This window comes from Bradyrhizobium diazoefficiens USDA 110 (genome assembly GCF_000011365.1).
GTDB lineage: Bacteria > Pseudomonadota > Alphaproteobacteria > Rhizobiales > Xanthobacteraceae > Bradyrhizobium > Bradyrhizobium diazoefficiens.
This window is the reverse complement of the sequence record NC_004463.1, coordinates 14622-41085: the sequence shown is the minus strand read 5'-3', so window position 1 is coordinate 41085 and position 26464 is coordinate 14622. Positions and strand designations below refer to the sequence as shown.

Genomic DNA, 26464 nt, shown 5'->3' with positions numbered 1-26464 from the left:
CATTGTCGAGGCTGGCCATGGCTGAAGACAGCGATTTTCAACCACGGCCCGGCCGCATCCGCTCCTCGAGGAGCCAGCGGGCCAAGCCCTTCATCGCCCAGGCGCTTGCCGCCGCTCAACGCGCTGGCGGCGGCATTTCGCGAGCCGGCCAGCTCGTCAGCCACCGTCATTCGCGCTTCGGCCGCGGCCGAGCCGCCAGCGTGCGGGCAAACCGTCTGCTCACCGGCCGCTCGCGTCTGGTGACCATCAAGACCCGGGTCGTCCGGCACAGGGCGAGGTCGGCGCCGCTCGCGACGCATCTCGGCTATCTCCGGCGCGAAGGCGTGACCCGGGACGGGGAGAAGGCCCACCTGTTCGGCCCGGGCACCGAGGATGCCGATCCCAAGGCCTTCGCCGAGCGCTGTCAGAATGACCGCCACCATTTCCGCTTCATCGTCTCCCCCGAGGACGCGCCTGACATGGCCGACCTCAAGGGTTTCGCCCGCGAATTGGTCGGCCAGATGGAAGTGGATCTGGGTACCAAGCTCGACTGGGTGGGGGTCGATCACTGGAACACCCAGCACCCCCACGTCCACATCATCGTGCGCGGCGTCGCAGAGGACGGCCAAGACCTCGTCATCTCCCGCGACTACATCAAGGAAGGGATGCGCGCCCGCGCCCAGGACCTGGTCACCCAGGAACTTGGACTGCGCTCCGATCTCGACATTCGTCGCTCGCTCGAGAGCCAGATCGGAGCCGAGCGCTGGACGCAGCTCGATCGCCAGCTTGTTCGCGATGCAAACCAGCACGGTGTTATCGACCTTGCGCCGCGTCCCGAGCAGCAGCCCGATCAATTCCATGCGTTGAAGGTTGGCCGGCTGCGACACTTGGAAAGTCTTGGCCTCGCTCATCAACTCGGGCCCGGCCAATGGTCCATGGACGAGGCCGCCGAAACGACCTTGCGCGAGCTCGGCGAACGCGGCGACATCATCAAGCGTATCCACCGCAGCTTGACCGAACGCGGCATCGAGCGCGGGAGCGCGAGTTACGTGTTATCAGGCGAAAATCTTGACGTCCCCGTCATCGGGCGTCTCGTTGATCGCGGTCTCGACGACGAGCTCAAGGCGACCGCCTATGCCGTGGTCGACGGGGTCGACGGCCGCACCCACCACATCCGGCTGCCCGACCTCGACGCTGCCGGCGACAGCGCGCCAGGCTCAATCGTCGAGCTTCGCAAATTCGATGACGCAAGAGGGCAGCGTCGCGTGGCGCTTGCCGTCCGCTCCGATCTCTCGATCGAAGCGCAGGTGACCGCGAGCGGCGCGACATGGCTCGATCGGCAGGCCGTCGCGCGCGACCCTGTGGCGCTTGGCCAGGGCGGCTTCGGCGCCGAGGTCCGCGACGCTATGGAACGGCGGCCCGAGCAGCTCATCGGGCAGGGGCTCGCCGAACGCCAGGCGCGTGGACTGGTGTTCGCGAAAAACCTTATCGGCACGCTGCGCCGTCGGGAGTTAGAGGATCTCGGCAAGCAGCTCGCCGCCGAGACCGGTCAGCCGTTCAACCCGTCGGCTAGCGGCGAGTATGTGGCAGGCACCTATCGGCAGCGCTTCGCGCTCGCCTCCGGCCGCTTCGCCATGATCGACGACGGTCTCGGCTTCCAGCTCGTGCCTTGGACGCCCTCACTCGATAAACAGCTCGGCCGGCATGTCTCTGGCGTCGCGCGCGCGGATGGCGGCATCGATTGGGGTTTTGGGCGCAACCGGGGGCTCGGCTTGTGAGTGATCCTTCCAATCACCGACGTCAGGAGAGGGCGGCCGCCATGTCGGCGACCAAGATTCTTTGGGGGCAGGTCATCATGGTCTTCGGCATCGTCCTGCTCACGATCTGGGCCGCGACGGAATGGACGGCTTGGCGCCTCGGCTTTCAGCCGCAGCTCGGGCAGCCCTGGTTCGAGCTGCTCCATTTTCCGTTCTACCTTCCGCCTGCCTTCTTCTGGTGGTGGTATGCCTACGATGCTTACGCGCCCTCAATCTTCACCGAGGGCGCCTTCATCGCGGCATCCGGCGGCATCATCGCTGCGGCGGTCGCGATCGGTATGTCGGTCTGGCGCGCCCGCGAAGCGAAGAATGCCGAGACTTATGGGTCCGCGCGGTGGGCGAAGGCAAAGGAGATCGAGCAGGCTGGATTGCTTGGACCCGACGGCGTGGTGCTCGGCCGGTTCGAGCGCACCTATCTTCGCCATGATGGACCGGAGCATGTCCTGTGCTTCGCACCCACGCGATCGGGCAAGGGCGTCGGCCTCGTCATCCCTTCGCTCTTGACGTGGCCGGGCTCGGCTATCGTCCACGACCTCAAGGGGGAGAACTGGCAGCTCACTGCCGGCTTTCGCGCCCGACACGGCCGTGTCCTTCTGTTCGATCCGACCAACGCGAAGTCGTCGGCCTATAACCCGTTGCTCGAGGTGCGCCGCGGCGAGTGGGAGGTGCGCGACGTCCAGAACATTGCCGACATTCTGGTCGACCCGGAGGGCAGCCTCGAGAAGCGGAACCATTGGGAGAAAACCAGTCACGCCCTGCTGGTCGGCGCGATCCTCCACGTCCTCTATGCCGAGGAAGACAAGACGCTCGCCGGTGTCGCAGCCTTCTTGTCCGATCCCAAGCGGCCCATTGAGACGACGCTTGCCGCAATGATGCGAACCGCGCATCTCGGCGAGGCCGGTGTTCATCCCGTCGTCGCGTCCGCTGCCCGCGAGTTGCTGAACAAGTCCGGCAACGAACGCTCCGGTGTCTTGAGCACCGCCATGTCGTTCCTGGGCCTTTACCGAGATCCCGTGGTGGCGGAGGTGACGCGGTGCTGCGACTGGCGGATTACCGATATCGTTGGCGGAGAGCGAGCGACCACGCTGTACCTTGTCGTGCCGCCCTCCGACATCAATCGCACCAAGCCGCTGATCCGTCTGATCCTCAACCAGATAGGCCGCCGCTTGACCGAGGATCTGCAAGCCAAGGCCGGCCGGCGCCGGCTCCTCCTGATGCTCGACGAATTCCCGGCGCTCGGCCGGCTCGACTTCTTCGAGTCTGCGCTGGCCTTCATGGCCGGATACGGCATCAAGAGTTTCCTGATTGCTCAGTCGCTGAACCAGATCGAGAAGGCCTACGGGCCCAACAACTCGATCCTTGACAACTGCCACGTCCGGGTCAGCTTTGCGACCAACGACGAGCGCACCGCAAAGCGCGTGAGCGACGCGCTCGGCACGGCGACCGAGATGAAGGCGATGAAGAACTATGCCGGCAGCCGGCTGGCGCCTTGGCTGGGCCACCTCATGGTGTCGCGGTCCGAGACCGCCCGCCCGCTGCTCACGCCCGGCGAGATGATGCAGCTCCCGCCCTCCGACGAGATCGTCATGATGTCGGGCCTCCATCCGATTCGGGCGAAGAAGGCGCGCTATTACGAAGATAGACGTTTCCAGGAGCGCATCATGGCGCCGCCGATGCTGACGAAATCCAATGGCGGCCGGTTGGACGATTGGAGCTCAAGGCCATTGCCGCCGCGCCCAAGGGCATTGGAGACGTTGAACGACGACCAGACGGATGACGAAGATCCAAAGGCCGCCGACCGCAGGCAGCAGCCGGAACTCGATCGAGACACGGTGGAGAATAAGGAACCACTCGAGAACGAGTTCGCTTCGGACCTCGTGGATGAGCTCGATGAAGATGTCCCGCGGATCAGGCGCATGAACGACATGATGCAGGGCGTGGCGCGCCAAGCCTCCCTCGATCCCGGCGACGATCTCGGATTGTGAGGTAGCCATGATCGGGACAAAAAAGAAGGCTCAGCTGTCGGTCTATCTCGATCCTGATGTCATGAAGGCGCTATCGGCCTACGCCGCCCGGCGCGAGCAGTCGCTGTCGCTTATCGCGGAAGCCGCGATCGCTTCCTTTCTGTCGCCGGACGCCGATGAACGGCGAGAGGCTGCTACTGCCAAGCGTCTTGACCAGATCGACCGCCGGATCGCGCGCCTTGAGCGGGATGTCGGGATTTCGGTCGAGACTATCGCTCTCTTCATCCGCTTCTGGCTCACGACAACACCATCACTCCCCGAACCCGCCGCCAAGGCCGCGAGAGCACAGGCCGGAGCGCGTTATGATAATTTCCTTGCCGCATTGGGCCGCCGGCTCAATCAAGGGCCGAAACTGCGGCAAGAAATCCCGGAGGATGCCCAGCAGACTGACTCGTCCCCAGGCGAGTGATGCTCAACCCCGACGGTCGGCTCTGGATCGATTGGCTGTCTGGCGGGTTGGAGGATAGCGGACGAACGATGTCCGCCGCCGACGGCGAGCGGATCGTGGACCATCCAAAAAGTGTTAGGCGACCCGCGTGCTCAACTGCGAAATGCATGCCCTCCCCTGGATCAACTCGATCAGAGGCGACCCCCTGGCCCCGTATGCGACCGTCTGATGCGAGCTATATCCCTCGACGGCCTGCCAGGATCGACTGCGACCTAGCGAGTGATGTCAACGGGATGAGGGGGGATCCTGTGTTTGCGACAATTGTACAAGCGTTGCCAAGATTGCCTCAGTCGAAGACACGGATAGTGTTCGCACATTCACGCTCGATTTCCCAGACTGGTTAACCAATGACCTCGCCATTGAAGCGGGCGTATCTTTAGACGGTGTGTGTCTCAAGGCGACGACTGGCATTTCTTCCACCCGAGTTCTTCTCGACTCCAATCGAGCGAGTAAGCCAGGAGCCAATCAGCGCGCCGCGCCCGTGACTTGCTGGCGGAGTTGCGGCTATTATGTGTTTGCGAACAGGATCAACGAGATTTTGTCAGGCCCCATCCGTTGATCTATCTTCGGTCGGGCTTCTAGAGACAAACCGCCGATGATGAAGACGTACACCGGCTCGTGTCACTGCGGCACCGTCCGTTTCGAGATCGACGCCGATATCGACCATGTGCGGGTTTGCGACTGCTCTATCTGCTCGAAGCGTGGCGCGCTGATTTATCGCGTCGCCGAGGGCGACTTCCGGCTCCTGACGCCCCTCCAGGAGTTGTCGGTCTATCGCTGGGGTTTATTCACTGCGGCTGACTATTTTTGCCCGGTTTGCGGTATTTTGCCGTTCCGCAAACCAAGCCAGCCCACCGCAGCAGAACGCGAAGCCGGCATTCGGCCGTTCGACGGATGGGCAGTGAACGTGCGTTGCCTGAAGGACTTCGATCCGTTTTCAGTGCCCGTTCGGCAGATTCACGGCAGCAGGCTGACAATTGATTCGCCATAGCGGCCCTTGCCATGGACTTTCCGTTCGACTGCACGTGTTTATAATTGGTGATGTTCGTTGGACGTCGGCACTCAAAGAACGAAATCGGCCCTTTCCACCACGCTGAGTTTGGGAGTAGTGCCACTTCATAGCCGAGCATCGGGAAAACCTTCAGAAGATGCTCGTTTTCGACAGGCATCCTCGAAATCATGACGCGTCTCTTGATCGGTCGCGTGGATGGCCGGCCAAGGCGGAAGCGATGAACACGCGTCGATGATAGTGGCGTGCCTGTCCGAGTTCCTTGTCGCCGGCTCGCCTGTCACGCGTTCGAGACCCGCTGCGGCGTCGATCAGGCCGCGATCGAATAAACCCAGCCGTCGAACGCACTCGCTCGCGTCAGGTTTTCAAGGGAAAGATCAAACGCACTGTGCAGGCGCGCTTCAATACCTGTCCCGGGCAACGCGGGAACGCCCGACTCCAATTCCTTCCTTACGACCGGGCGTCCAGGCTCATCTATCGTCGCGTAGCCGCGTCGGCCGAGTTCGGTCAGCAGCGTGGACTTCCCACAGCCGGGGCATCCCGAGATCACGGCGAATCGATCAGATATTCTTCAAGCTCAATTGGCGCTCCAATAGACTTGCCTGATGAGGCGTAATCTCCGCGCCTTTGCGCCTCCGGACACATCACACGTGGACTACGAAAGATCGCCCCAGTGGGGATGAACCCGGTTGCCGTGGTCAATCGGCTGCGTACAAATGGTTGAAAAAGTCGAGGCAATTGCGATTATCGAAGTCTCCTCTTCCGATGCGACCGCGCCCGCCAATGCATTTCGCGAACCTGCATCCGGCAACCAGTCGTCACTCACTCCCGTGCTGTGAAACGCACTCCAATTTAATCACAGCCCTGTTCGGCCGGCAAAGAAGGCTTGTCGGGCGAAATTGGTGTTCTAAGTCCCTCAATTGGCTACGTAGAAGCCGTTGAAATTCGCTATTTTTTCTTGCGACGTGGACCCGCTGGCTTGCGGCTTTTAGGCAAGGTCTTCGGAGACCTAGCACCTTTGGGCGGCAGAACAAAGAACTCGGACAACTGCACGTCCAGCGTTTCGGCGATGCGGTCGAGAAGATCAATCGTCGGGTTCTTCGATTGCCGCTCAAGACTACTCATGTAGGAGCGGTCGATCCCGGCCTTCCAAGCCAATTGCTCCTGCGAGATACCCCGATTCACGCGAATCCGACGCACATTCCAGGCTACAATCGCACGAGTTTTCATACGTCAACTCATGCCATGGTGCTAGGCCTCAAAACACTGGCTATAATCCCGCTATTATTTCTTGGTCGGTGTTCCTCGACGTGATCTAGCCTCAAACGCGGCCGGGACCGTGATCGATGCACGTGGGCAGTCGGCGTCCCACGCGCTTCGCACGATGCCCGCGGCTTAGGATGTCGACAGTGTATCGGGGTATTTCGCCTCTAAGCTTTGGCCTATCTCCGAAAAAGCGCTCAAGACCGCATCGATCTGATCCCGTCCTATTCCAGCGTAGATGACCAACCGTACGTATCGATCGCCATAAGGGACGACAAGCACGCCCAATCCCGCTTCACCCAGCGTCCAAGATTTGAGGGCAGGAGCTCCGGAAAGACGTAGAACCACAGGAACATCTGGATCAGCAATGGCACGTTCCGAAAGAGAGCTGTGTAGACGAAGCCTATTCCACGCACCGCTCTCGATCGAGCAGTGCGGGCTGTACCGACTAAGGTTCCGATCGCAAGCGCTAGGAGGAAGCTCACCACCGCCATGACTATTGTGAGACGCAGACCTTCCAGCAGCCATCCAAGCTGCGGCTGCTGGAAGAGAATACTCCAGTTCCAATTGTAGGAGAGCATTCGACCCAGCCGCTATTGAGGGACTGCTTGCGCTTGCAAAACGGTCTCGAGCTTCTCGCTCAGTGGAATTCCAAATTGGTCAAACCACTTGTGGTAGAGAGATGTTATCTCTCCCGAGCGAAAGAGCTCGGCCAGCGTCTTGTTGACAGCCAAGCGAAACGCAGAGTCGTCACGGCGCATCATTAACCCGTACGGCTCGAAGGAGAGCGGGCGGCCGACGACCTCCAGACGGTCGCGAGCCGGCTTTTGTCGCAAAGTGTAGAGGATCGCGTCGTCCGAACAAAACGCGTCGGCGCGATCGCTATCGACAGCCAAGAGTCCTTCTGAAAAATTCGAGATGTTTAGGATTTTCACGTTTGGGACCTTTAGTTTCTGGACCCATCTGCGCCGCCGAGATCGATACTGCGCCGTCCGACGCCGAAGGCCATATGAACTTGCCGCGATCCAGGCGCTTGGCGTAGAGCGACATGCCCAGCCCGTCATGCCAGAGGATCTTGACCAGATCGCCGCGGCGACCCCGGAAGATGTAGAGATCGCCAGCATGAGGATCGCGCTTCAGGCTCTCCTGGACCGCAAGCGCCAGGCTTTGCATCCCGCGGCGCATGTCGGTGTGGCCGGTGGCGATCCAGACCCTGACGCCGCTCGGGATCGGGATCATCGCCGTCTCAGAAGCTCAAGAACCCGCTGCAGCGCCTCCGCGTCCACGTCCCGGTCAACGCGCACGCGACAGCCGCCCCCAAGCTCGATCTCGATAATGCCGGCCCGTGCACGTTGCGCAGGCGGTGAAGACACCGGTTGTGGCGCGCCACTCGAGATCGGAGCCGCCGCAGGCGTCATCTCAACCGGAACAAGCACCGGCGCGGCATCCCCGCTCAACTTGCCTTCCCGCGCCAACCGGCGCCACGTGAACAATTGGCTTGTCGACAGCCCGTTACGTCGTGCCGTGACCGACACCAGACGTGGCCCGCCATAGCTCTCGGTGACGATTCGCTGCTTTTCTTCCAATGTCCAACGACGTCGAGCGCCTGTCGAGACGACTTCAAGTCGGGAAACCTTCGGCATAGGCATATGGTCAGTCATACGCCTATGTCTTCATCCTCCATCAAACCGCACAAGGCGGTCCTCCCCGGAGCGATACGTCGTCTATGCCGAGTCGCTGGACGACCTAGCAGCATCAGCCAGACTGGCCAGCAGATCTGCAGCGCCAGCTCAACATCCAGCCGACGCTGACCATCCGGCCAGGTTTCCCCGTGCGGGTCATCGTTACCCGCGATTTGGTATTGGCACCCTACGGCAAGGGAGGAACGCCATGACGAAGCTCAAACTCGGTCCGCTACGCGACATCCCGGTCTGGCGTATCTTGATCCATCATGCGTTGCCGAACGCGGCCGTGCCATATTGACGGTGCTCGGGTTGCTTGTTGGGGGAGTGGTCACGGGCTCAATCCTTGTTGAGACGGTGTTTTCGTGGCCCGGGATGGGCAATCTGCTTATCACGTCGATCGGCAGCTGTGGTGCGCTACGGTGTGGCCCTGGGCGGCCATACGCCGCACGAGCTCGGGAAATTCCGCCGAGGATCGGCCCACCAGAAAGAACGTGGCTCGCGCGCATTCCTGTGCGAGCGCAGCCAACACCTTATCCGTGTTCGGCGGCCGCGGTCCGTCATCGAAGGTGAGGACGACTTCATAGTCCGCCATCTGCGAGTTCGGTTTGATTCTACGCTTCATCGCGCGATTCAAACACGGTGCACCTTTGTGTGTCGATATAATTAATGACTCAATACGTGTTATACAAAAGAATACAACTTAAACGTTGACATGGCCGAATGGTATTTCCTATCGTCGCATCCAGAAAACCTCGTACGGCAGGCGTAAGCCATCTTGCGCGCCGGCAGTTTGCCGAAGGCGTAACTGACGATCGTAGAGCGCTCCGTAGGGAGCGCTCTACGTATTTGAGCAACGCGGCCGGCAAAAGCCGGCATCTGATGGCCCCGGCACGCTCCGAAAAGGTGGTAATAACCCGTGCGAGACCTGATCATCGAAGCCTTTGACAGCGTCATCCGCTGCGAGATCGCGGAAGCAGACGACGTTCGCAAGGAAATCGCCCAGCGCGGCGCCTACTGGGCCGGCGACGAGATATGGAAGCTGGGCCGCCAAGTCGCCGCGCTGCGCAAGCGTATCGCCGAGCTGGAAGAAACCGACGCATGATCTCAGCAGACCGCGAGTATCTGCTCGATGCCCCTCTAGAACCGTGGCTTCAATCGCTTCGAGCGGCACCGTGCGCCGGTTATCACAGAAACCAGTTTCCTTCATGCGCGTGCAGATCGTTTGCCTCAGCAGTCATCCACTGCTCGCGCGGGTTTTCGCGGCTGATGCGCTTGCCGGTCTCCGGGACCTTTATGAACCTTTGGCGGTTCCAGATGATCCGCCCGGCGTACTGAAGGATGCCGTTCAAGCGCTTGCGGCTACCGTCAATGGTCGAGGCGTTCCAGGCGCCGCCACGTGGCCCGGGTACGCCTTTCTTGTTCAAGGCAGTTGCGATGTCGCGTGGCGAGTTGCCGCCTTCAACGGCTTCTTCATCTGCGGTGTTAGACTCACGAAGGCTTTTCCTTGCCGACGCATTCGATGAGGAAGCGTGACAGCGCTTCGAACGTGTCAAATCGGTTTATGGTGCGGCCCTTATAGACTTCCTTTGAGAACCAGAACATGCGACGACTGAAGGTGAGCCACGCCGAGGGCATCAAGACATAGTCGAAGATCGCTTCGTTCTTCTCGTCCAGCCGAACCGCGACAACCCATCCCTTCGGCCACCTCACGCGGTATTGCAGCGTCCAGCGCAAGGGCCGGTTTTCATAGTTGCGGCATCTCGCGACCCGAAAGACGACATTCACGACATTGTCGATTCGAAGACATTCAGTCGAAGCATTGAGGGTGGCACTGCGACCAAGTCTCTCGAAGGCGTCTCGAAGGCGAGCAGCATTGCTAAGCTGAAGGGCGGCCCACCGTTGGTGCGACGCGTATTTGTCAAACCATTCTTGATTGCCGTTGTACCCAATAAGACGGTAGATGTTCCGCAGCGCGCCGAAGTGCAAAACATACGATGACATGGACGGCAGTCCCGGACTTGAATTGATAATCGTCTTACTAAGCTTGCCTTTCTTCATCAGGACCTTACGGAGCCGAAGCAACATTTCCTCTTCGGGAATGCTGACGCGCCCCTCACCCATAATCTTTTGCGCGCGCCGGAATGCGTCGCGATGGACGATAGGTTCGATGGCATTCTCTTTTCTGATCCAGAGCTCCCTTGGGTTGCGCGTCACCTTGGCGCCAAGTTTTCTGCTTTTGCGATTGTAGGTCAGAACGCCGATATAAGCTTCGTTCCGGAGGAGGTCACCGACAGCCTTTCCAAGCCACGGTCTTCCCTGGCTATTCAAGATCCCTCGCTGGTTGAGCTCTCGGGCAATGGTGGCCTGCGATTTGTGACGGAGATATTCGTGGAGAATCCAATTCACGATCTCGACTTGATCGGGCGCACCGGGGATGAGCTTGACATGGTCGGTAAGCAAAGATTTGCGCTGGCCGATCGTTAAAATGCCCTTCGGTCTGCATTGATCGTCGACGAGACGTCGTTGGAACGCGTAAGCCGTAGGGCCGCCCATTTTGAAGCCGCGATGCGTCAGCCGGACTGACCCTGCGAAAACTTTGGCGGAGAGTTCCCGACTGAACTCAGCCGCCATCACTCTCTTAATATTCTTCATGATGCTGGCGAGAAGGCTTCCGTCATTGTCGAATTGCTCCGCGCAATAAGCAACCTCGACGCCCGCCCTGCGGCAGATGAACTCGTAGTGCGCGCTCTCGTCAACGTCCTGAAAGCGTCCCCATCGGCTCACGTCGAAGACAAGCAGATGAGCGAAGTCAGCGCGTCCCGATTGCACGTCTTCAACCAGTTCGGTAAGGCCCCCCCGGTTTTCGATTCTGAGGCCGCTTTCTCCCTCGTCACGATAGGTGTGGACGATGGTTAGCTTGTGAAGTTCGGCGTAGGTCGCGATGACCACTGCCTGATTCTCAATCGAGTATTGCTGGTAATCCGTCGACATGCGGACATACTGCGCCGCCCGTCGCGCTTTCTGCGACTGAGGCAGACGTTTCGCGTGTACAACAAGGGTGTTCCCCATGTTGCCTCCCCGCGGCTATATCGCGCCGCGCTGTATTGCGCATCGCAAACCATTTAGGCGCATCATCAAGTCCGCGCCATCGGAAAGTGTATTCAGAAAGAGTCAACTGCTATGTCGTTTTTCTTGAAAGCACGTTGCGGCGGGCGAAGCGAGCTGCAGAGAAATGCGGGTTTGCGCTTTTGGGCCCGTAGCCGACATGTCCGGCGCAGCTCTTTCGTCTGCTTCTGACGAGGCAACCAGCAGGATATCGTCGTTGTCCTTGTCGATGATGTTGAACGCCCATCCATCATGGCTGTGGCGATCGCCACGTCGGCCTTCTTCTCCTTATTGCCGCTATTCTTGTTGTAGACGTGGGTCTTGAAGCCGGCCTTGTCGACCATCTTCCAGAATGAGTCGCCGGGGAGGTGAACCCCACATACCGCCCGTCAGCTGGCAAACCGACAGCGCTGGCAGCAATTTAGGATTGGATGAATTCTTCAAGCTCGTCGATCATCGTTTACCGGGTTTGATTCCTCCGAAAGGATATCAATGGCCTCGAGCCTTGCGTCATACTCCTCGTATGTGCCGAGCAGGGCTTGGCCAACTGTCAAGTTGTGCACGGGATCGATAATCGAGGGGGAGTCGTAAGTTAGGGAGGTTGGTCCAGTAAATAGAACTTCTTCGCCACGCTCGTCGCGTCGCAACGTTCGGTCCGTACACCATTTGACGAGTTGCGTGACCTCTCCCTTCCCGGACTCAATGATGGGCGGCAGCTGCCGAACCGAGTAGAAATTCGTCCGCGCAGAATACATCTGCCGCGAATCCGAGCTCATGCGCTCGTCTGGTTGAGCGGTAAGGGTCAGCAGGCGCTTGCCTTTCGGACGCTCGAGCGTACCCTGAATTAGACCGCCTTCTCTGATCAGTCTAATGTGCGCCAGCTTTTTTGGAGCACCAAGAACCTCTCGTCCCGAGGCGAGAGCTGCATCATTTACCGTCACGTAAATGTAAGGGATGTAGTAGCCAGTCTCGCCGTCGGGATCACGAACTTGAATTCCTGAATAGCACTCCAAGTATGGCCCGACAGTGCTTGAGCGATAGCTCGCGACCCCCACAATGGCGATTGCAGGGTTTGCTGCAGGTGCTAGTTCCTTCGGCAATAAACAATTCGCCTCGTGCCCCACGCTGAACATAAGGTTTATGGCTTGGCAGCCGAGAAACGCACCGCCACGATTTTTGCCCCCATGGTAAAGAGGCGCATCAAGCGGAATGCCTTTGACGTCGGGCATCGCATCCTCCTTGATCTCAGAACAATTCGCGCGGTTGGAGATTGAGCTATTCATCTCACCGCGCCTCTCCGGTTGTTGAAGCGCCCCTGAAGCGACTGTACTGCGCTGGCAGCGATGTGGGTTCGGTAGTCCGTGCGGCACATCGATCCGGTGATAGCGATCTTCGCTACGCGAGGCCGCAGTGCCGTTTCTGCGCCTTGCACCTCAATCCGCCGGATTAAACGATCCGAAAACATCCGACACGCTTGACCTTTTCCATTCTAGAAGCCGGCAGCTGTCCTGTGCTGCCGGATGCGCCTGATTGTGCATCCATTCCGGCGGAGCCTGCTCACCGATGATGACGTCAAGGCGAGTGGGTGATTCCTATTTGTCTATCAGTCGTTATGCAACGTCGATGCCAGGCACCTCGTGCGGTTTATACGGCTCACTGGCTGACGTCAAATTGGGTACGAGTGACCCGACAACTTTCGACCCTTGTTCTGTTGCCTTCCTCGCTTGTCCGATTGACGACGCGATGTCGAAAGCCCGACATGATCAAGTATCCGGACAGAAAGTCGATGAGGCTCTCTCACGAGTTTTCGCAACAGCCTCGATTAAACCAGATCAGCGTAACATTGTCGCTGCGCATGGTCGAAAACGCAGGCCCTGACATCGCCGTCTCGGTGGAGAGTCGGAAGACCTCCGGCGCCTGTGCAAGAGTCACGTGAGGCTGACTTCCCATCAGAGTCTCGGCGCGCCGATTGCACGGAATGGATACTCCAATTCGCAAGACTAAGGAGAACCTCATGCGTTCTGCGCCCCACTTTTCGATCCACAAGGAGCTCAGCACCGTTCGGCACCGGTATCGCTCCGCTCGCGGGTACCGATCCTATCTCCGAAACCGGAGGAAATTCGGTCGCAAATTGTCGGCGTCTAGAAGGCGGGGTAGTTCGGCAAAGCCAATGCAATAATCCAAAGGATGGCTAACGCCTGAGCGGCGGAAGCATGTTCGCGACGTGAAATCGTTATCGAAGTGCTTTAGCGCCAATTTACACGGGTACTGCGCACAGGCTTTGGGAATCAAAGATGATACGTAGCAGAGGGCAGATCGCCAAGAGTCCGGGGCGTGGTGCAGACCGCAACTCTTGGCTTGCCCGACTTTCAATGCTCGTTCTCAACCATTTTGATCAACACGCCCGTCATCCTTTTTGATGCTGAAAACCCCTGCACCGCCACTGATCGAGGGAACCAAGAGTTATGGGACGTGTGAGCGAAAAAGTCATTTTGGTAACCGGCGGGGCTCAAGGGATGGGGGCCGCTCATGCGCGCCTGCTGGTAGCCGAGGGCGCGAAAGTCGTGATCACCGATATTCTTGACAATGAAGGAGCGACTTTCGCGGCCGAACTTGGCCCATCCGCGATCTATGTGCGTCAAGACGTCGCTCAGCCAGGGGAATGGTGCCAGGCGATTGCGGCTGCGGAGGGCAAGTTCGGCGCGGTGCACGGCCTCGTCAACAATGCAGGCATAGCGAGTATGGCTCCCATCGAGCGGTTCCCGCTCGAGCAGTGGGAGAAGACCCTGGCTGTCAATCTCACCGGTGTATTCTTGGGAATGCAGACTGCCCTACCTGCGATGCGCCGCGCGGGCGGAGGCTCGATCGTCAACATCTCGTCGGTCGAGGGGATGAGGGGTAGTCCTGGGCTTCACGCCTATGTTGCTTCCAAGTTCGGCGTGCGGGGCATAACGAAGTCCGCTGCCTTGGAGGCCGCCGCGTCCGGCGTTCGCATAAACTCTATCCATCCGGGCTTCATCAACACTCGGATGACAGAGAACATCGATCTTTCCAGTTTTCCAATTCCGCTCGCGCGGCCAGCCGAGCCGCAGGAAGTGTCACAGGCAGTCTTGTTCCTGCTTAGCGACGAGTCCTCTTATCTTACCGGCTCCGAAATCGTCGTCGATGGCGGTCTGACGATCGGCGTCCCGCAGAAGGGTCAGGCGGTCGAAAACATCTTCTGACTATCAGCGGACGGATTGTCACATCAAACGAGATCGAATGTCGCGATGTATTACACCAGTGGAAATTACGAAGCTTTTGCTCGGCCCCGCAAACCCGCCGGCGTGGATAGCAAGACAGCATGGTTCGTTGGTTCGGGGTTGGCTGCGCTCTCCGGCGCGGCCTTCTTGATCCGCGACGGGCAGTTGCGTGGCGACCGTATCACCATCCTCGAACGACAGACGGTTCCGGGGGGCGCGTTGGACGGTTGTCAGGATCCGGAAAGGGGATTCGTGATTCGAGGTGGTAGAGAGATGGAGGATCATTTCGAGTGTCTCTGGGATCTGTTTCGTTCGATCCCATCGCTCGAACTTGAAGGCGCCAGCGTGCTCGATGAGTTTTACTGGCTGAACAAGGATGATCCGAACTACACACTACGGCGGGCGACGGTGAAGCAGGGGCAGGATGCCCATACCGATGGCCTCTTCACACTGAGCGAACAGGCCCAGAAAGAGCTGATTGCCCTTTTTCTTGCCACTCGTAAGCAGATGGAGACCAAGCGCATCGACGAAGTGTTCGGAAGAGATTTCTTCAACAGCAATTTCTGGCTCTATTGGCGGACCATGTTCGCCTTTGAAGAATGGCATTCAGCCCTCGAGATGAAACTTTATCTGCATCGATTCATCCACCATATCGGCGGCCTGCCGGATTTCAGTACGCTGAAGTTTACCAAATACAATCAATATGAATCGCTCGTTCTGCCGTTATCCAAATGGCTGTTGGCGCAAGGCGTCAACTTTCGCTACGGGGTCGGAGTCACCGATATCGATTTCGACATAAAGCGTGGCCGCAAGCAAGCCACAGCCATCCGCTGGCTGGAGAATGGCATTGAGGGCAGTCTCATTATTGGCGCCGACGATCTTGTTTTCATGACGATCGGGTCGCTGACCGAAAACTCGGACATGGGGGACCATCACACGGCCGCCAGGCTCAACGAAGGACCGGCGCCCGCCTGGGATCTGTGGCGGCGTATTGCGGCCAAAGATGCGGCCTTTGGACGCCCAAATGTCTTTTGCGGCAATATTCCTGCAAGCAAATGGGAATCGGCGACGATCACGACCCTGGACAAACGCATTCCAGCATACATCCGCAAGATCGCCAAACGCGATCCGTTCAGCGGCAAGGTTGTCACAGGAGGCATCGTTACGGTGAAAGATTCGAGCTGGTTGCTCAGTTGGACCACAAATCGCCAGCCGCATTTCAAGCGCCAGCCCAGCGATCAAGTCGTCGTCTGGGTCTATTCGCTATTCGTCGATAAAGCCGGCGACTACGTGAGGAAACCGATGCAAGATTGTACGGGCGAGGAAATCACGCAAGAATGGCTTTATCACCTCGGTGTGCCGGTTGCGAGTATACCGGAACTCGCCGCTGGGGCCGCCAAGACGGTCCCGGTGATGATGCCCTACGTCACTTCCTTCTTCATGCCGCGGCAGGCGGGCGACCGGCCAGATGTTGTGCCGAAAGATGCGGTCAATTTCGCCTTCATCGGCCAGTTCGCGGAGTCGGGTGAACGGGATTGTATCTTCACGACGGAATACTCCGTTCGGACCGCGATGGAAGCCGTGTATATCCTCCTCAAGATTGAACGTGGCGTGCCCGAGGTATTCAACTCGACCTATGATATTCGCAAGCTGCTTGCAGCAATGGGTAGACTGCGCGACGGCAATGAAATTGAGATCCCGGGACCTGCGTTCCTGCGCGAGCTCATTCTAAAAAAGATTGAAGCGACTGAGCTTGGCGAACTACTCAATAAATATCACCTGAGGTGATTAAGGCAGCGGACGCTGCGGCTTCGCTCGGATAGAGAAGCGCTGTCCTGCGCCGTGACGGCTCGGACTCGCCAAGGCGCGGATCAAACGTTCGCGCCGATCTTCCAGGCAACCTTTAGGCGTACTCTGGAATTCGGTGTTCTTTCGGCTTGATGTTATTCTCGCCACACGCATCCGATTAACCTCTTGCCACGAGGTGAGGGCGAAACTAGCTAGTGGCTCGTCACAGTGATCTTGATGGTGTGATACCGGCCAGCTTAGGATAGGCAAGTTTTCTGGCGGCACAAGGACTTCGATGCTTCTGGGGATGCAGGATTCGGCGGGTGGCCGTCCGGACATGTGCGAATAGGTATAGATGAACGCCAGATAATGGCCCTGCTTCTCGGTAAAGCGTGCGCCTGGTTTTTGACTCATGGATCGATTCATCCGTGCCTCCTTAGTCGTCCGTGAAGAACAGGTAAGGGGCTGATCTGGAGTCGTTGTTTTTCGGCTGCGGCGATTTTGTGATTGCAGGCTTTGACAGTGCGGTAGCTCGGAACCTGCAATTTGCAGTTTGAGATTCCCTCGAATCGCACGGCATGATTCGGCGCTCGTATCGGGAGGAGCCGATGCGACCGAAGAAGCCGAAGGCGACGGACGAAGGTGATCTGTTCCGGGCCAGGCTCAAGCAGGTCATCAACATGGAGCACGAACTGGTTCAGCACGCCGGCAAGATCAATTGGGACTGGATCGACTATCGACATGAAGGCGCCGCGCGGGCTCGACAAGCCGCTGTTCCAAAAGCTCGTCGCCGGCGAGTGGATCGACCGGCATCAGAACCTGCTCATCATCGGCCCGACCGGCGTCTGCAAGAGCTGGATTGCTTGCGCCTTGGGCCACAAGGCCTGCCGCGACAACCGCTCCGTGCTCTGTCAGCGGCTGCCGCGGCTGTTCGAGGCGCTTGCCCTCGCGCGGGGCGACGGCCGATGGTTGGGTTGCCGATGAGCTCCGCGCTTTGACTTCCTTGTAGACGTTGCTGATCGACATCGCGGATGTTGCGACACCGCGCCATCGACGAACCGCGTTCGGATGCGAGATCGGCGTGATAGCCATCGATCTTGGCGAGCATCTCCTGCACGAGCGCCGGATCAAAGTCGATAGCGACTGCTGCTGACTTTGCCGTCGTTTGTCCCTGTTGCGTTGCTTGGCCTCGGCGAGCTCTCATGCGCTTGACCTTGCCGATGATGGCGTTGCGAGATACGCATCGCCACCCCTCGCAGACACCGAGTGGCCCGCGCTCCACATGCATTGCAGAAGCGACACCTCCTCAGAATCCCATGCCGATGTGGCTTGATTGACCATCGTTCGTCATCGTCACGAGCACGAGTCGATGGTCGTTTTGATTGTCGCCAAAAGCAGTGCGTGTCGATGTTTACGCTTGTTCGCCGCTATTCGATGTTCGGAAAGGTTTTTGGCTGCGACGATCGGCCTGCCTTATAAAATAGGCAGACGAACGTGTATTTATGCCTGCGGTTGCATCGTGTCCGGAAAGTTGATCCGCTTACGTTAACGGCTGTTGACAACATGCGTTAACGGCGTTGCAATCACCAGCACGACAAACGGCGGTGAGTTTACCAACTAACAACAGCAGCTAGTCACATGAATCTAAAGTTCGCCACATAGAGTCTGCTGGGCTTTGTGGCAAAAGCGTTTGACGGAAGCCAAGATCTGGTCTGCGGACTTGGTCCATTTGAAGGGCTTCGGGTTGTTGTTGTGCAATTCGATGAAGGTACGGATGTCGGCTTCGAGCTGCCTGACGGAGGTGTGAACACCTCGCCGGATCTGCTTTCTGGTGAGTTCAGCGAACCAGCGCTCGATCTGATTGATCCACGACGCGGAAGTCGGCGTGAAGTGGACATGATAGTGCGGCCGGCGAGCGAGCCACGCTTTAATCTTGGGGGTCTTGTGGGTAGCGTAGTTGTCCATGACGATATGGACAGCGAGCCCCTCAGGGATTTGAGCGTCGATCTCTTTGAGAAACTTCAAGAACTCGAGCGCCCGATGGCGCTTGTAGCATTTGCCAATGACGAAGCCGGAAGCGACATCGAGCGCGGCAAACAGCGTGGTCGTACCATGCCGCACATAGCTATGCGTGCGACGTTCCGGCACCCCAGGCATCATCGGCAAGACCGGCTGCTCGCGATCGAGTGCCTGGATCTGGCTTTTCTCATCGACACTGAGGACAACGGCTCGGTTAGGCGGCGACAGATAAAGCCCGACAATATCGCGCACCTTATCGACGAATAGCGGATCGCTCGATAGTTTAAATGTCTGGCTGCGGTGCGGCTGCAAGCCGAACGCCGTCCACATTCGGCGGATCGTGGTGTGAGAAAAGCCAGTATCCGCAGCCATCGAGCGGATCGACCAGTGCGTTGCGTCGGGCGGCGTCGTACGCAATGTCCGCTCGATTACCTCGGCAACCTGATCATCGTCGATGGTTCGAGGGCGGCCCGGGCGGGCTTCGTCAAGCAGGCCATCACAACGATCCTTCAAGAATCGGCGGCGCCACTTGCCGACGGTGTGTTCATGGATGCCAAGTTCGGCAGCCACAGACTTGCTTGGCAGACCAACTGCACACCGCAGGATCGCGCGGCATCGCTCAGATAGCGATCGGGCTACACGATGACGACGAACTTGCCTCTCCAAGTACGCCCGCTCCTGCGAACTCAGCACCAACGGCGCGATCGGCCGGCCTTTCACACCTGCATTCGCCACGAGCGCTCTCCTCTCTAGAGATCCGAGCGATCAACTAATGTCACGAACTTCCGTTCCAGATGACTAGACCACGACGGCGTTACTGCTCGCACACGGCTACTAGCGTGGGTACCCGAGCGTTTGCGCGGAAGGATGGGCCATGCAGTCGATCCCTTGCTAGGTGTCGTCGGTGCCGGGGATCGTGCCGTTCTCGGAATACTGCCAGAGCTTCCGGTGCCGCGACGCCGACGTCTCCGGAGGTGACGATGCTGACGTCGACTCGACTTCAACCATTTCAACAGCGACGATGCAAACTTGGTCGCTTGGATCAGCCCTGCGGGCAGCAGGCCGCCGGAGCCGCCGCCGCCGCCGCCGCGGATGGTCGAGCAGCGCCTGGACGGCCTCGTGCAGATCGTCGAGCGGCTCAAACCCACCTTCGAGAAGGTCGTTCAATTCGAGCCGCAGCATCTCGTCATCCCAATCGGTGCGTCGAAGGCCTCGAAGAGACGCGACCAAGCGCGAAGCTCGAGACAATACCCGAGAGTGTACCAACAGCAACGGGACAGCTCGCAGAGATGGAAGCAAAAGTAAAAAGATCAAACAGCGTCATAGCAAGTCCGCCGATCTGGAAGCTAAGCGCGCGCTGAACCGCCTGAAGGAGGTTGACCCGGAGGGATATGAGGCCTTCCTTCGTAAGCGCGAGAACCGCGGGGACACTGGCGGTTTCGGCCCGGCTGGACGGGCGAGGCCATAGTCACCACCACATTCCTCGCCGTCGCATTCGCACAACTCTGGCGCGTCGTCGCCATGCGCAGCAGCCGCTCCGGTACCGTTTTCAACGAGTTCACGCGCAATCCATGGGTCTGGCTGCGCTCGGCCTGTACGGCCCTCTGCTCGCAGTCCCTCTCTACTGGCCGCCGATGACAGAGGTCTTCCACGTCTGCCACCGACGCTCACGATGTGGAGCATTGTCGCGGGCTACAGCCTGACGCCGATGCTGCTAATTCAGGTCAGCCGCGCCGTCATCGTGCTTGCCAAACGAAGCCGTTAAATGGTAGCCGCGTTGCTTGGCTCGAATTCGCCGTCTGCATCATCGTGATCGGCGTGGCCGGATGTATGCTCATGGTCATTGCGCCCTACGGAGTCCTGATCTCCGAGTGCGAGCCTATTGCCCTCAGGCGCCCGGCCAATTCCGTTCGCTCGCGTTCCCGCGGATTACAGCCCCCCGATCTCCCACAGCGGACCCAACGTCACTGCAAATTCGATCGCGAGGATGGGATGGCGGCTCGAACAAGAGCTCGTCCGAACGCTCTAGATGTTCTTGTTATGCGGTCAAGTTCGCCCATTCCACAGACCACCGATTGTGACGTCAGAAAGAATAGTGATCGCGTCTCAAGGACGTCAACAGCAGGGGTAAGCCTACAAGATCATGTAGTTGTAGTATTACTGTTTGCACGGCTCTCTGCTGGAGGCCGTTCGCTGACACGGGGGAGCCATGTCGACAGTTACCAGCGCAATTCGGCGCCTTTGGTGGCGACGCTTTCTTGTTCTTCTGGCGATCATCGTGGTCATTGCTTTGATCGCAGTCATGACCAGCTCCCAGCTTGGCGCGACAATCGAAGCTCTGACGCCGCCTGGTCTCCCTGAACCGGTTTCCGCGAGCGAGCAGGTTTCGCTCGATCAGGGCTGGAACGCCGAAGACGCCGATCGATTCCATCATAAAGCCCAGGGCACGCAGACCTTACCGATCCCGCTGTCATGGTTTCTCGCCCTGGAAGCGCCGCTGAACTCGCCTTTCGCTATCCCCTTTTTCAAACGAGAACGGTTTTCTGACAACCGCTATTTACTGCGGTTTGGATTCATAGAGTCTGCCGAAAGCGAGAACAATGAGTACGGTTTGCCGATCGGCTTTGCATATTCGCCGTTTCAGTCGATCCGCGGACTTTCGCGTAAGGAGACTGCCGTTGGATTGACCTGTGCCGCGTGCCATACCGGCCAACTGATCTTCAAAGAGAAGCGCTATGTCATTGAAGGCGGCCCCGCCGTGACCGATCTCGGTCAATTGACAAATGCGCTCCGCGCTGCGCTCGCACAGACCGCTTTGTCGGCAAAGCTACCCTTCTTCGACGGTCGCTTCGGGCGGTTCGCGAAGCGCGTTTTAGGAACCGAGTACAGCGATCTTACACGCGTCCAACTGTCCAAGGAGCTCGATGGAATACTTGGTGCTCTGATCGATCAGCCCGCTGGGATCGACGTCACGGAAGGGTTTACCCGCCTCGATGCGCTCAATCGCATCGGCAACCAGGTGTTCGCACTCGACCCCAAGCGCTACGGCAACTACGTCAACCTCAACGCCCCTGTCAGCTACCCGCACATCTGGACATCGTCATGGTTCGATTGGGTGCAGTACGACGGCTCGATTATGCAGCCATTGGTGCGCAATGCCGGCGAGGCGATGGGGGTTTCGGCGGAGCTCAACCTCACCGCCCCGCCCAAGGGGGGACGTTTTGCCAGCAGCATCCCCTTCGATAATCTGCACTGGATCGAACAACAGCTCGCTGGAAAGGACCTGCCGCTGGTGGCGAAAGCCTTCACCGGACTGAATGCGCCAGCCTGGCCCGACAGCTTTCCTGCGATCGACAAAGCCAAGGCCGCCGTGGGAGCCCAACTCTACGACAAACATTGCAGCGGCTGCCATCTTCCAGCGCTGACGCCGGACATCGTGCACGGCAAGGCCCCGGACGCGGAGTTCTGGAAGAACTTCGGCCCTATCCGCTGGCGCGGTCGCGATGGGCAGGAGAAGCAGACGAGGGAATCCGTACTCAACGTCAAGATCATCAAGCAAAGCCATATCGGCACCGATCCGGCCCAGGGCGACGTGCTGCGCAATCGCACCGTGGACACCGCCGGCAGCGAACTGGCCAGGGCGGGCCAGAGCAGCCCAGGGCTCGGCCTCGACATCGATGTCTGCCAACGGAAGGCTGACAACACGCTGGATACGATCCACCTCTCGGACCATGCGATGCAACTCTACGCGCTTGCGCTCGGCGCCGTGGTCCAATCCGGCATCGACGAATGGCTTCGGTCGACCGGGACGGTCCAAGCGGAGATCGAAGGCGATCGGCCGAACTGTCTAGCGGCAGGTTTCGGCTATAAGGCGCGTCCGCTGAACGGCGTATGGGCGACTGCGCCGTTCCTGCACAACGGCTCGGTGCCGACGATCTACGATCTGCTCAGCCCGGTTGCGGAGCGCCCACAAGTCTTCCTGCTCGGTGAGCCCAGCTTCGATCCTGTCCGCGTCGGTATCGTGACACGGACGGTCGCTCCTGAAGGCAGGACCTACGACAGCAAGGGCTACTTCATCATCGATACGTCGAGGCCCGCCAATCGCAATACCGGCCACGAATTCTCGAACGAGAAGCATGAGGGCGTCATTGGCCCTGCGCTGTCTCCGGAGGAGCGCAACGCAATCATCGAGTTCCTCAAGTCGATCTGAAATTGATTGGGTCAGCTCCAACTGGAGCAATAGCGAAGACCATCTCGCTCCCGCAGGGGGAAAGGTGGACGGAAGCCCGGATCGACCGACCAGGCGAAGCTTTTCGGAGTTAGGGTGCGGCAGCAATGGCGGAACAGAAACAGGGGCCGGCGGCGAAGTTCCTGAAATGGATGATCGCCAAACATCCGGATGCATTGTTCGCATTCATCCGGCGCGTCAGGCCCAACCTGGCGTTGGGCGCCGCGGGGCCGGTGTTCATCACCCGCTTCCCCGACGTGCAGGAAGCGCTGAGCCGCCCCGACATCTTCAACGTCACCTATGCGCCAATGATGGACCCTTCGGTCGGCCCCTTCATGCTCGGCCGCGACTGCACCGAAATAAACCAGCGCGACAAGGGTATCATGCGCGCCTTCATGCGCATGGAGGATCTGCCGGCAATTCGCCAGAAGGTGCGCAGCCTCGCCAATGCGTCTGTCGAAAAGCAGATCTATACCCAGAACCAGATCGAGGTGGTCAGCACGTTGTCGCGCCTGGTGCCCATTCAGCTGACCCGAGAATATTTCGGCTTTCCCGGCCCCGATCTGGCCTCGATGTTCCGCTGGTCGCGCGCGACGCAATATGACATGTTTCACAACCTGGACAAAGATCCGAAGGTGCACCAGGACAACATTGACGCTGGGCAGGAGATGCGCGCCTATCTGACACAACTGCTCCCGCAGCGGCGCGAGCAGCTGAAAAATGGGGCGCCGCTCGAGGACGTGTTCAGCCGCCTGCTGAATAGCCATTTTGACGATTCGATCGGCTTCGCCGACGAACGCATTATTACCAATATGATGGGCACACTGGTCGGCGGGATTGAGACCACATCGGCGGCCATCGTGCAGCTGCTCGACGAGTTGTTCAAGCGCCCGAGGATCCTGAAGGAGGCCATCGACGTCGCCAGCAGCAACAACGACCATCTGATGTATCGCTATTGCTGGGAAGCGCTGCGCTTCAACCCGATCAATCCGTTCGTGGTGCGCCACTGCCGGACCGATTACCGGATAGCCAAGGGCTCGCTGCGCGCGACGACAATCAAGGCCGGCAGCACGGTGCTGATCTCGACCCGGTCGGCGATGCGCGATGGCTTGCAACTGCCGGCGCCGTCCAGCTTCGCGATCGACCGGCCGGAGTCGGTCTACATGCATCTGGGCTACGGGATGCACACCTGCCTCGGCGACCAGATCAGCCGCATCCAAGTTCCGGAAATCGTTCGCCGCATCCTGCAAATCCGGGGCGTCCGTCCCGCCGCGGAGATTGACTACGCAGGAGGGCCGTTTCCAGAGCGTTATCCCATCACCTACGACACGCCGGTCTGAAGGCCGGACTTCCCAGCAACGAGCCGCGAGTACCGATCCGGCCGCTGGCGTGGCGGCCTCTGGCGTCAGCACTAGGTCGGTCGTCGCGAAGTCTCCGTCACGCGATGCGCGTGAGATGCGTGAGGCAATAATCAATCGTGTCGGTGGTGTGTTCCGCTTGCGAAACACATCAATAGATGAGAGGCAGAGCTTCGCATGCGCGGCTACTACATTGGCTTACCGAGGAAATGGTTTAAGCGAACGGAAGCCGTACGCTGAAGCGGGCCTCGGCAACCGGCAGTTATGCACGAACATCGCGCAATCAGCGCAACAGCAATGATACGCTCAAACGGCACCTGCAGGATCACCATTACGCACGACGCCGACGACTACAAACAGCGCATAGCATCGAGCGCTGCTTCTGCTCGCTGATACACTCTTTCGACGCTTGGCACCCGTTATGACAGGCGAATAGGACAGGCGAACCGTAATTTTACCGGCTTCTTCATCGATCTCGCGGCCGCATTGGTCTGCGGTTGCACGCGTTTCCCCGTAGCTGTCCGGATTGGCAAGTGTTGGAACACGGTGTTCTACTTGAAAGAACACCGGCTGAGGGATTTTATACTTAAACTGTCTTTTCACTAAATTCCGGTGGCGAGGCCGCGGGACTGCATCGTCTCGCGGCCCCATTGATTTTTCGTCGTTGAGGTCCGGGCGAGCTCCTCCACCGAATTCCGACTCTTTACTCCCAGAAGGGGTAATCGCTTCGATCGCCCGTTGGCATTCAGACGCGTCAAATTCGGGCCGTCGGCAAGTCCTCGCTGGACAGCATTCCGGAGTATGTTGTCGTGGAGTGCACATGGCTGCTGCCAACCTGATCGACAGTAGCGACAGCGATCGTACGAAAACGCGCTCCGCATCGAACATGGCGCGTGCTGTTTGACGTCCCAAGATGGCTGGAGTTCTCCCATCGAGACAGCTTCGGCCGAGCTTGTTTGGCTTTCTGGCTCTGCCAAAGGGCAGAGCCAGACTGATACAACAAAGTCGGCTCGCTGTCGCGCGCGCCATCGAAAACTGCCCCCTCGACGTCACGAGGAATTGCCCCCTCCTTGGATAGCCGAGGAGAGAGCGAATGAACGAGGAACAGAGCTGGCCCCGGTTGTTTGGACAGCGCCCCGCTGGATTTAAGTGGATTCCTGCCGGGTTATGCTGAACGCGGGGCTTTACGATTTTGTCGTTGCGTCGGGAGGGCGTAGCCCGACCAGAGCGACGACAAAATCGTCGGCGACGGTCATGCGGCCATCACCATAGCTTGCGTGCCGAAGTAAGCCTCGTCGGGCGTGCGCCCGTCAAGGCTCGAGTGAGGGCGTCCCTGATTGTAGAAGGCCAGATACTTGGCAATTGACGCTCGCGCCTCGGACACGCTGTCGTAGGCGCGGAGATAAACTTCTTCGTATTTGACCGTGCGCCAGAGCCGCTCGACAAACACGTTGTCGCGCCAGGCGCCCTTGCCGTCCATGCTGATGGCGATCTTCGCGTCCAGCAGCACATCGGTGAACTCGAGGCTGGTGAACTGGCTGCCCTGATCCGTGTTGAAAATCTCGGGTCTGCCGTGCTTCGCCAACGCCTCCTGGACCGCTTGGACGCAGAAGGCCGCCTCCATTGTGATCGAGACGCGATGGGCCAGGACCCGTCGGCTGAACACATCGACGACCGCCGCGAGATAGACGAAGCCACGCCGCATCGGAATGTAGGTGATGTCCATTGCCCACGCATGGTCGGGCCGCTCGATCTTCAATCCGCGCAACAGGTACGGGTAGATCTTGTGACCCGGAGCCGGCTTGCTCGTGTTCGGGCGACGATAGACCGCCTCGATCCCCATGCGCTTCATCAGCGTCGCGATGTGGCGGCGACCGGCGTATACCCCCTCCCGCCGCAGCAACGATCGCAGCATACGCGCTCCCGCGAAGGGATAATCGAGATGCAGCTCATCGAGCCGACGCATCAAGGCAAGGTCCTCGGCCGAAACTGGCCGAGGTTCATAGTAGACCGTGCTGCGAGCCAGCTTCAGGACCTTCGCCTGGCGCACGATAGAAAGATCATGACCGCGGTCGATCATCGCTTTGCGCTCAGCAGGCCCGCCTTGGTGAGCGCGCCGGACAAAAAATCGTTTTCCAACGCCAGCTCGCCGATCTTGGCATGCAACGCCTTCAAATCGACCGGCGTCTCGGCCGATGTCTTGTCATGCCCAAACACGCCGGCGGCGCCTTCCAGGAGCTGGTTTTTCCAGATCGTGATCTGGTTCGGATGAACATCAAACAGTTGCGCCAGCTCCGCCAGTGTCTTGTCTCCTTTGACCGCAGCCAAAGCAACCTTCGCCTTGAATGCCGGAGAATGCGTCCGGCGGCTCTTCTTCGTCATCTTCGCTCCTGATTCGCAGCAAGAATCCTCGCCGCTGTCAGGCAGAAAATCCACTCAAGCTACTGTCCGAATTTGCGGGGCCAGCTCTAACGAATCAAAGGCTTGTCGTGGAGTAAT

At 59.1% G+C, this 26464-nt stretch carries 24 protein-coding genes and 3 pseudogenes; 13 read left to right on the top strand and 14 right to left on the bottom strand.

Annotation, left to right across the window (positions count from 1 at the left end; genetic code table 11):
- Positions 1–17 precede the first annotated feature (17 nt).
- The 5 genes and pseudogenes from BJA_RS00200 (at position 18) to BJA_RS00180 (ending at position 5259) form a co-directional block, all read left to right on the top strand.
- The gene (locus tag BJA_RS00200; protein ID WP_018269524.1) at positions 18–1757 is read left to right on the top strand and encodes a relaxase/mobilization nuclease domain-containing protein; all 1740 of its coding nucleotides are present in this window, start codon (positions 18–20) and stop codon (positions 1755–1757) included.
- A gap of 41 nt (positions 1758–1798) precedes the next feature.
- Positions 1799–3781, top strand: a complete 1983-nt coding sequence (locus BJA_RS00195; protein ID WP_018269525.1) for a conjugal transfer protein TraG — start codon at positions 1799–1801, stop codon at positions 3779–3781.
- A 7-nt stretch (positions 3782–3788) separates the two neighbouring features.
- Positions 3789–4229: a ribbon-helix-helix protein, CopG family gene (locus BJA_RS00190; RefSeq protein WP_011082874.1), complete on the top strand. Its 441-nt coding sequence runs from the start codon at positions 3789–3791 to the stop codon at positions 4227–4229.
- Positions 4226–4327: pseudogene (locus BJA_RS42745) on the top strand (P-type conjugative transfer ATPase TrbB); the annotation flags it as partial. The gene BJA_RS00190 and the pseudogene BJA_RS42745, both read left to right, overlap by 4 nt.
- A 536-nt stretch (positions 4328–4863) precedes the next feature.
- On the top strand, positions 4864–5259 hold the full coding sequence (locus tag BJA_RS00180) for a GFA family protein (RefSeq protein ID WP_014490264.1): 396 nt from the start codon (positions 4864–4866) through the stop codon (positions 5257–5259).
- A gap of 328 nt (positions 5260–5587) precedes the next feature.
- Here the strand turns inward: BJA_RS00180 and BJA_RS42740 are convergent, their stop codons facing one another.
- Entirely contained in the window at positions 5588–5827 is a 240-nt protein-coding gene (locus BJA_RS42740; RefSeq protein ID WP_011082871.1) for an AAA family ATPase, read from the bottom strand.
- 166 nt (positions 5828–5993) lie between these two features.
- On the opposite strand from BJA_RS42740, the gene BJA_RS43525 reads away from it, so the two are divergent.
- On the top strand, positions 5994–6116 hold the full coding sequence (locus tag BJA_RS43525; protein ID WP_256379488.1) for a hypothetical protein: 123 nt from the start codon (positions 5994–5996) through the stop codon (positions 6114–6116).
- Positions 6117–6225: 109 nt separating this feature from the next.
- Here the strand turns inward: BJA_RS43525 and BJA_RS00170 are convergent, their stop codons facing one another.
- From BJA_RS00170 to tnpA, 5 genes are all read right to left on the bottom strand, one after another.
- Positions 6226–6507 carry a helix-turn-helix domain-containing protein gene (locus BJA_RS00170; RefSeq protein WP_011082870.1) on the bottom strand — a complete coding sequence of 94 codons (282 nt, stop codon included), beginning with the start codon at positions 6505–6507 and terminating at the stop codon, positions 6226–6228.
- A 257-nt stretch (positions 6508–6764) separates the two neighbouring features.
- Positions 6765–7121, bottom strand: coding sequence for an ABC transporter permease subunit (locus BJA_RS00165; RefSeq protein WP_011082869.1), 357 nt, complete (start codon positions 7119–7121; stop codon positions 6765–6767).
- Between the two features lie 12 nt (positions 7122–7133).
- Positions 7134–7436 (bottom strand): transporter substrate-binding domain-containing protein, encoded by a 303-nt coding sequence (locus BJA_RS00160; protein WP_014490263.1) that lies wholly within the window; start codon positions 7434–7436, stop codon positions 7134–7136.
- Positions 7423–7779, bottom strand: coding sequence for an IS66 family insertion sequence element accessory protein TnpB (gene tnpB, locus BJA_RS00155; RefSeq protein WP_011082867.1), 357 nt, complete (start codon positions 7777–7779; stop codon positions 7423–7425). Before tnpB ends, BJA_RS00160 begins: the two co-directional genes overlap by 14 nt.
- Positions 7776–8201, bottom strand: coding sequence for an IS66-like element accessory protein TnpA (tnpA, locus tag BJA_RS00150; RefSeq protein ID WP_011082866.1), 426 nt, complete (start codon positions 8199–8201; stop codon positions 7776–7778). The genes tnpB and tnpA overlap by 4 nt, the downstream gene beginning before the upstream one ends.
- 78 nt (positions 8202–8279) lie before the next feature.
- Between tnpA and BJA_RS43795 the strand changes: the two are divergent.
- A pseudogene (locus tag BJA_RS43795) lies at positions 8280–8434 on the top strand (TrbI/VirB10 family protein); the annotation flags it as partial.
- 179 nt (positions 8435–8613) lie between these two features.
- On the opposite strand, the gene BJA_RS00140 reads toward BJA_RS43795, so the two are convergent.
- On the bottom strand, positions 8614–8817 hold the full coding sequence (locus BJA_RS00140) for a polysaccharide deacetylase family protein (protein WP_223154120.1): 204 nt from the start codon (positions 8815–8817) through the stop codon (positions 8614–8616).
- A gap of 324 nt (positions 8818–9141) precedes the next feature.
- Here BJA_RS00140 and BJA_RS00135 point away from each other — a divergent pair, with 324 nt between their 5' ends.
- Entirely contained in the window at positions 9142–9327 is a 186-nt protein-coding gene (locus BJA_RS00135; protein ID WP_011082864.1) for a hypothetical protein, read from the top strand.
- Between the two features lie 82 nt (positions 9328–9409).
- Here the strand turns inward: BJA_RS00135 and BJA_RS00130 are convergent, their stop codons facing one another.
- The 4 genes from BJA_RS00130 to BJA_RS00115 form a co-directional block, all read right to left on the bottom strand.
- Positions 9410–9649 carry a recombinase family protein gene (locus BJA_RS00130; protein ID WP_014490262.1) on the bottom strand — a complete coding sequence of 80 codons (240 nt, stop codon included), beginning with the start codon at positions 9647–9649 and terminating at the stop codon, positions 9410–9412.
- A 64-nt stretch (positions 9650–9713) separates the two neighbouring features.
- Entirely contained in the window at positions 9714–11294 is a 1581-nt protein-coding gene (locus tag BJA_RS00125) for a recombinase family protein (protein ID WP_011082862.1), read from the bottom strand.
- 92 nt (positions 11295–11386) lie between these two features.
- The gene (locus tag BJA_RS00120) at positions 11387–11674 is read right to left on the bottom strand and encodes a hypothetical protein (RefSeq protein WP_011082861.1); all 288 of its coding nucleotides are present in this window, start codon (positions 11672–11674) and stop codon (positions 11387–11389) included.
- Between the two features lie 96 nt (positions 11675–11770).
- Positions 11771–12613, bottom strand: coding sequence for an acetoacetate decarboxylase family protein (locus BJA_RS00115; RefSeq protein ID WP_011082860.1), 843 nt, complete (start codon positions 12611–12613; stop codon positions 11771–11773).
- Between the two features lie 1182 nt (positions 12614–13795).
- Here BJA_RS00115 and BJA_RS00110 point away from each other — a divergent pair.
- The 3 genes and pseudogenes from BJA_RS00110 to BJA_RS00100 all read left to right on the top strand — a co-directional run.
- On the top strand, positions 13796–14554 hold the full coding sequence (locus tag BJA_RS00110; protein ID WP_011082858.1) for a glucose 1-dehydrogenase: 759 nt from the start codon (positions 13796–13798) through the stop codon (positions 14552–14554).
- 45 nt (positions 14555–14599) lie between these two features.
- Positions 14600–16360, top strand: coding sequence for an oleate hydratase (locus tag BJA_RS00105; protein ID WP_011082857.1), 1761 nt, complete (start codon positions 14600–14602; stop codon positions 16358–16360).
- 744 nt (positions 16361–17104) lie between these two features.
- Positions 17105–17329: pseudogene (locus BJA_RS00100) on the top strand (ATP-binding protein); the annotation flags it as partial.
- A 675-nt stretch (positions 17330–18004) separates the two neighbouring features.
- Here the strand turns inward: BJA_RS00100 and BJA_RS00095 are convergent.
- Positions 18005–19114, bottom strand: a complete 1110-nt coding sequence (locus BJA_RS00095) for an IS630-like element ISBj5 family transposase (RefSeq protein ID WP_011082855.1) — start codon at positions 19112–19114, stop codon at positions 18005–18007.
- Between the two features lie 156 nt (positions 19115–19270).
- Positions 19271–19561 (bottom strand): hypothetical protein, encoded by a 291-nt coding sequence (locus BJA_RS00090; protein ID WP_011082854.1) that lies wholly within the window; start codon positions 19559–19561, stop codon positions 19271–19273.
- 1027 nt (positions 19562–20588) lie between these two features.
- Here BJA_RS00090 and BJA_RS00085 point away from each other — a divergent pair.
- Positions 20589–22589, top strand: a complete 2001-nt coding sequence (locus BJA_RS00085; RefSeq protein WP_011082853.1) for a c-type cytochrome — start codon at positions 20589–20591, stop codon at positions 22587–22589.
- A gap of 125 nt (positions 22590–22714) precedes the next feature.
- The gene (locus BJA_RS00080; protein WP_011082852.1) at positions 22715–23947 is read left to right on the top strand and encodes a cytochrome P450; all 1233 of its coding nucleotides are present in this window, start codon (positions 22715–22717) and stop codon (positions 23945–23947) included.
- A 1270-nt stretch (positions 23948–25217) separates the two neighbouring features.
- Here BJA_RS00080 and BJA_RS00075 read toward each other — a convergent pair.
- A protein-coding gene (locus BJA_RS00075; protein ID WP_085967575.1) for an IS3-like element ISRj2 family transposase occupies positions 25218–26347 on the bottom strand; the annotation gives its coding sequence in 2 pieces (ribosomal slippage) (positions 25218–26095 and positions 26095–26347; 1131 coding nt in all).
- Positions 26348–26464: the final 117 nt, after the last annotated feature.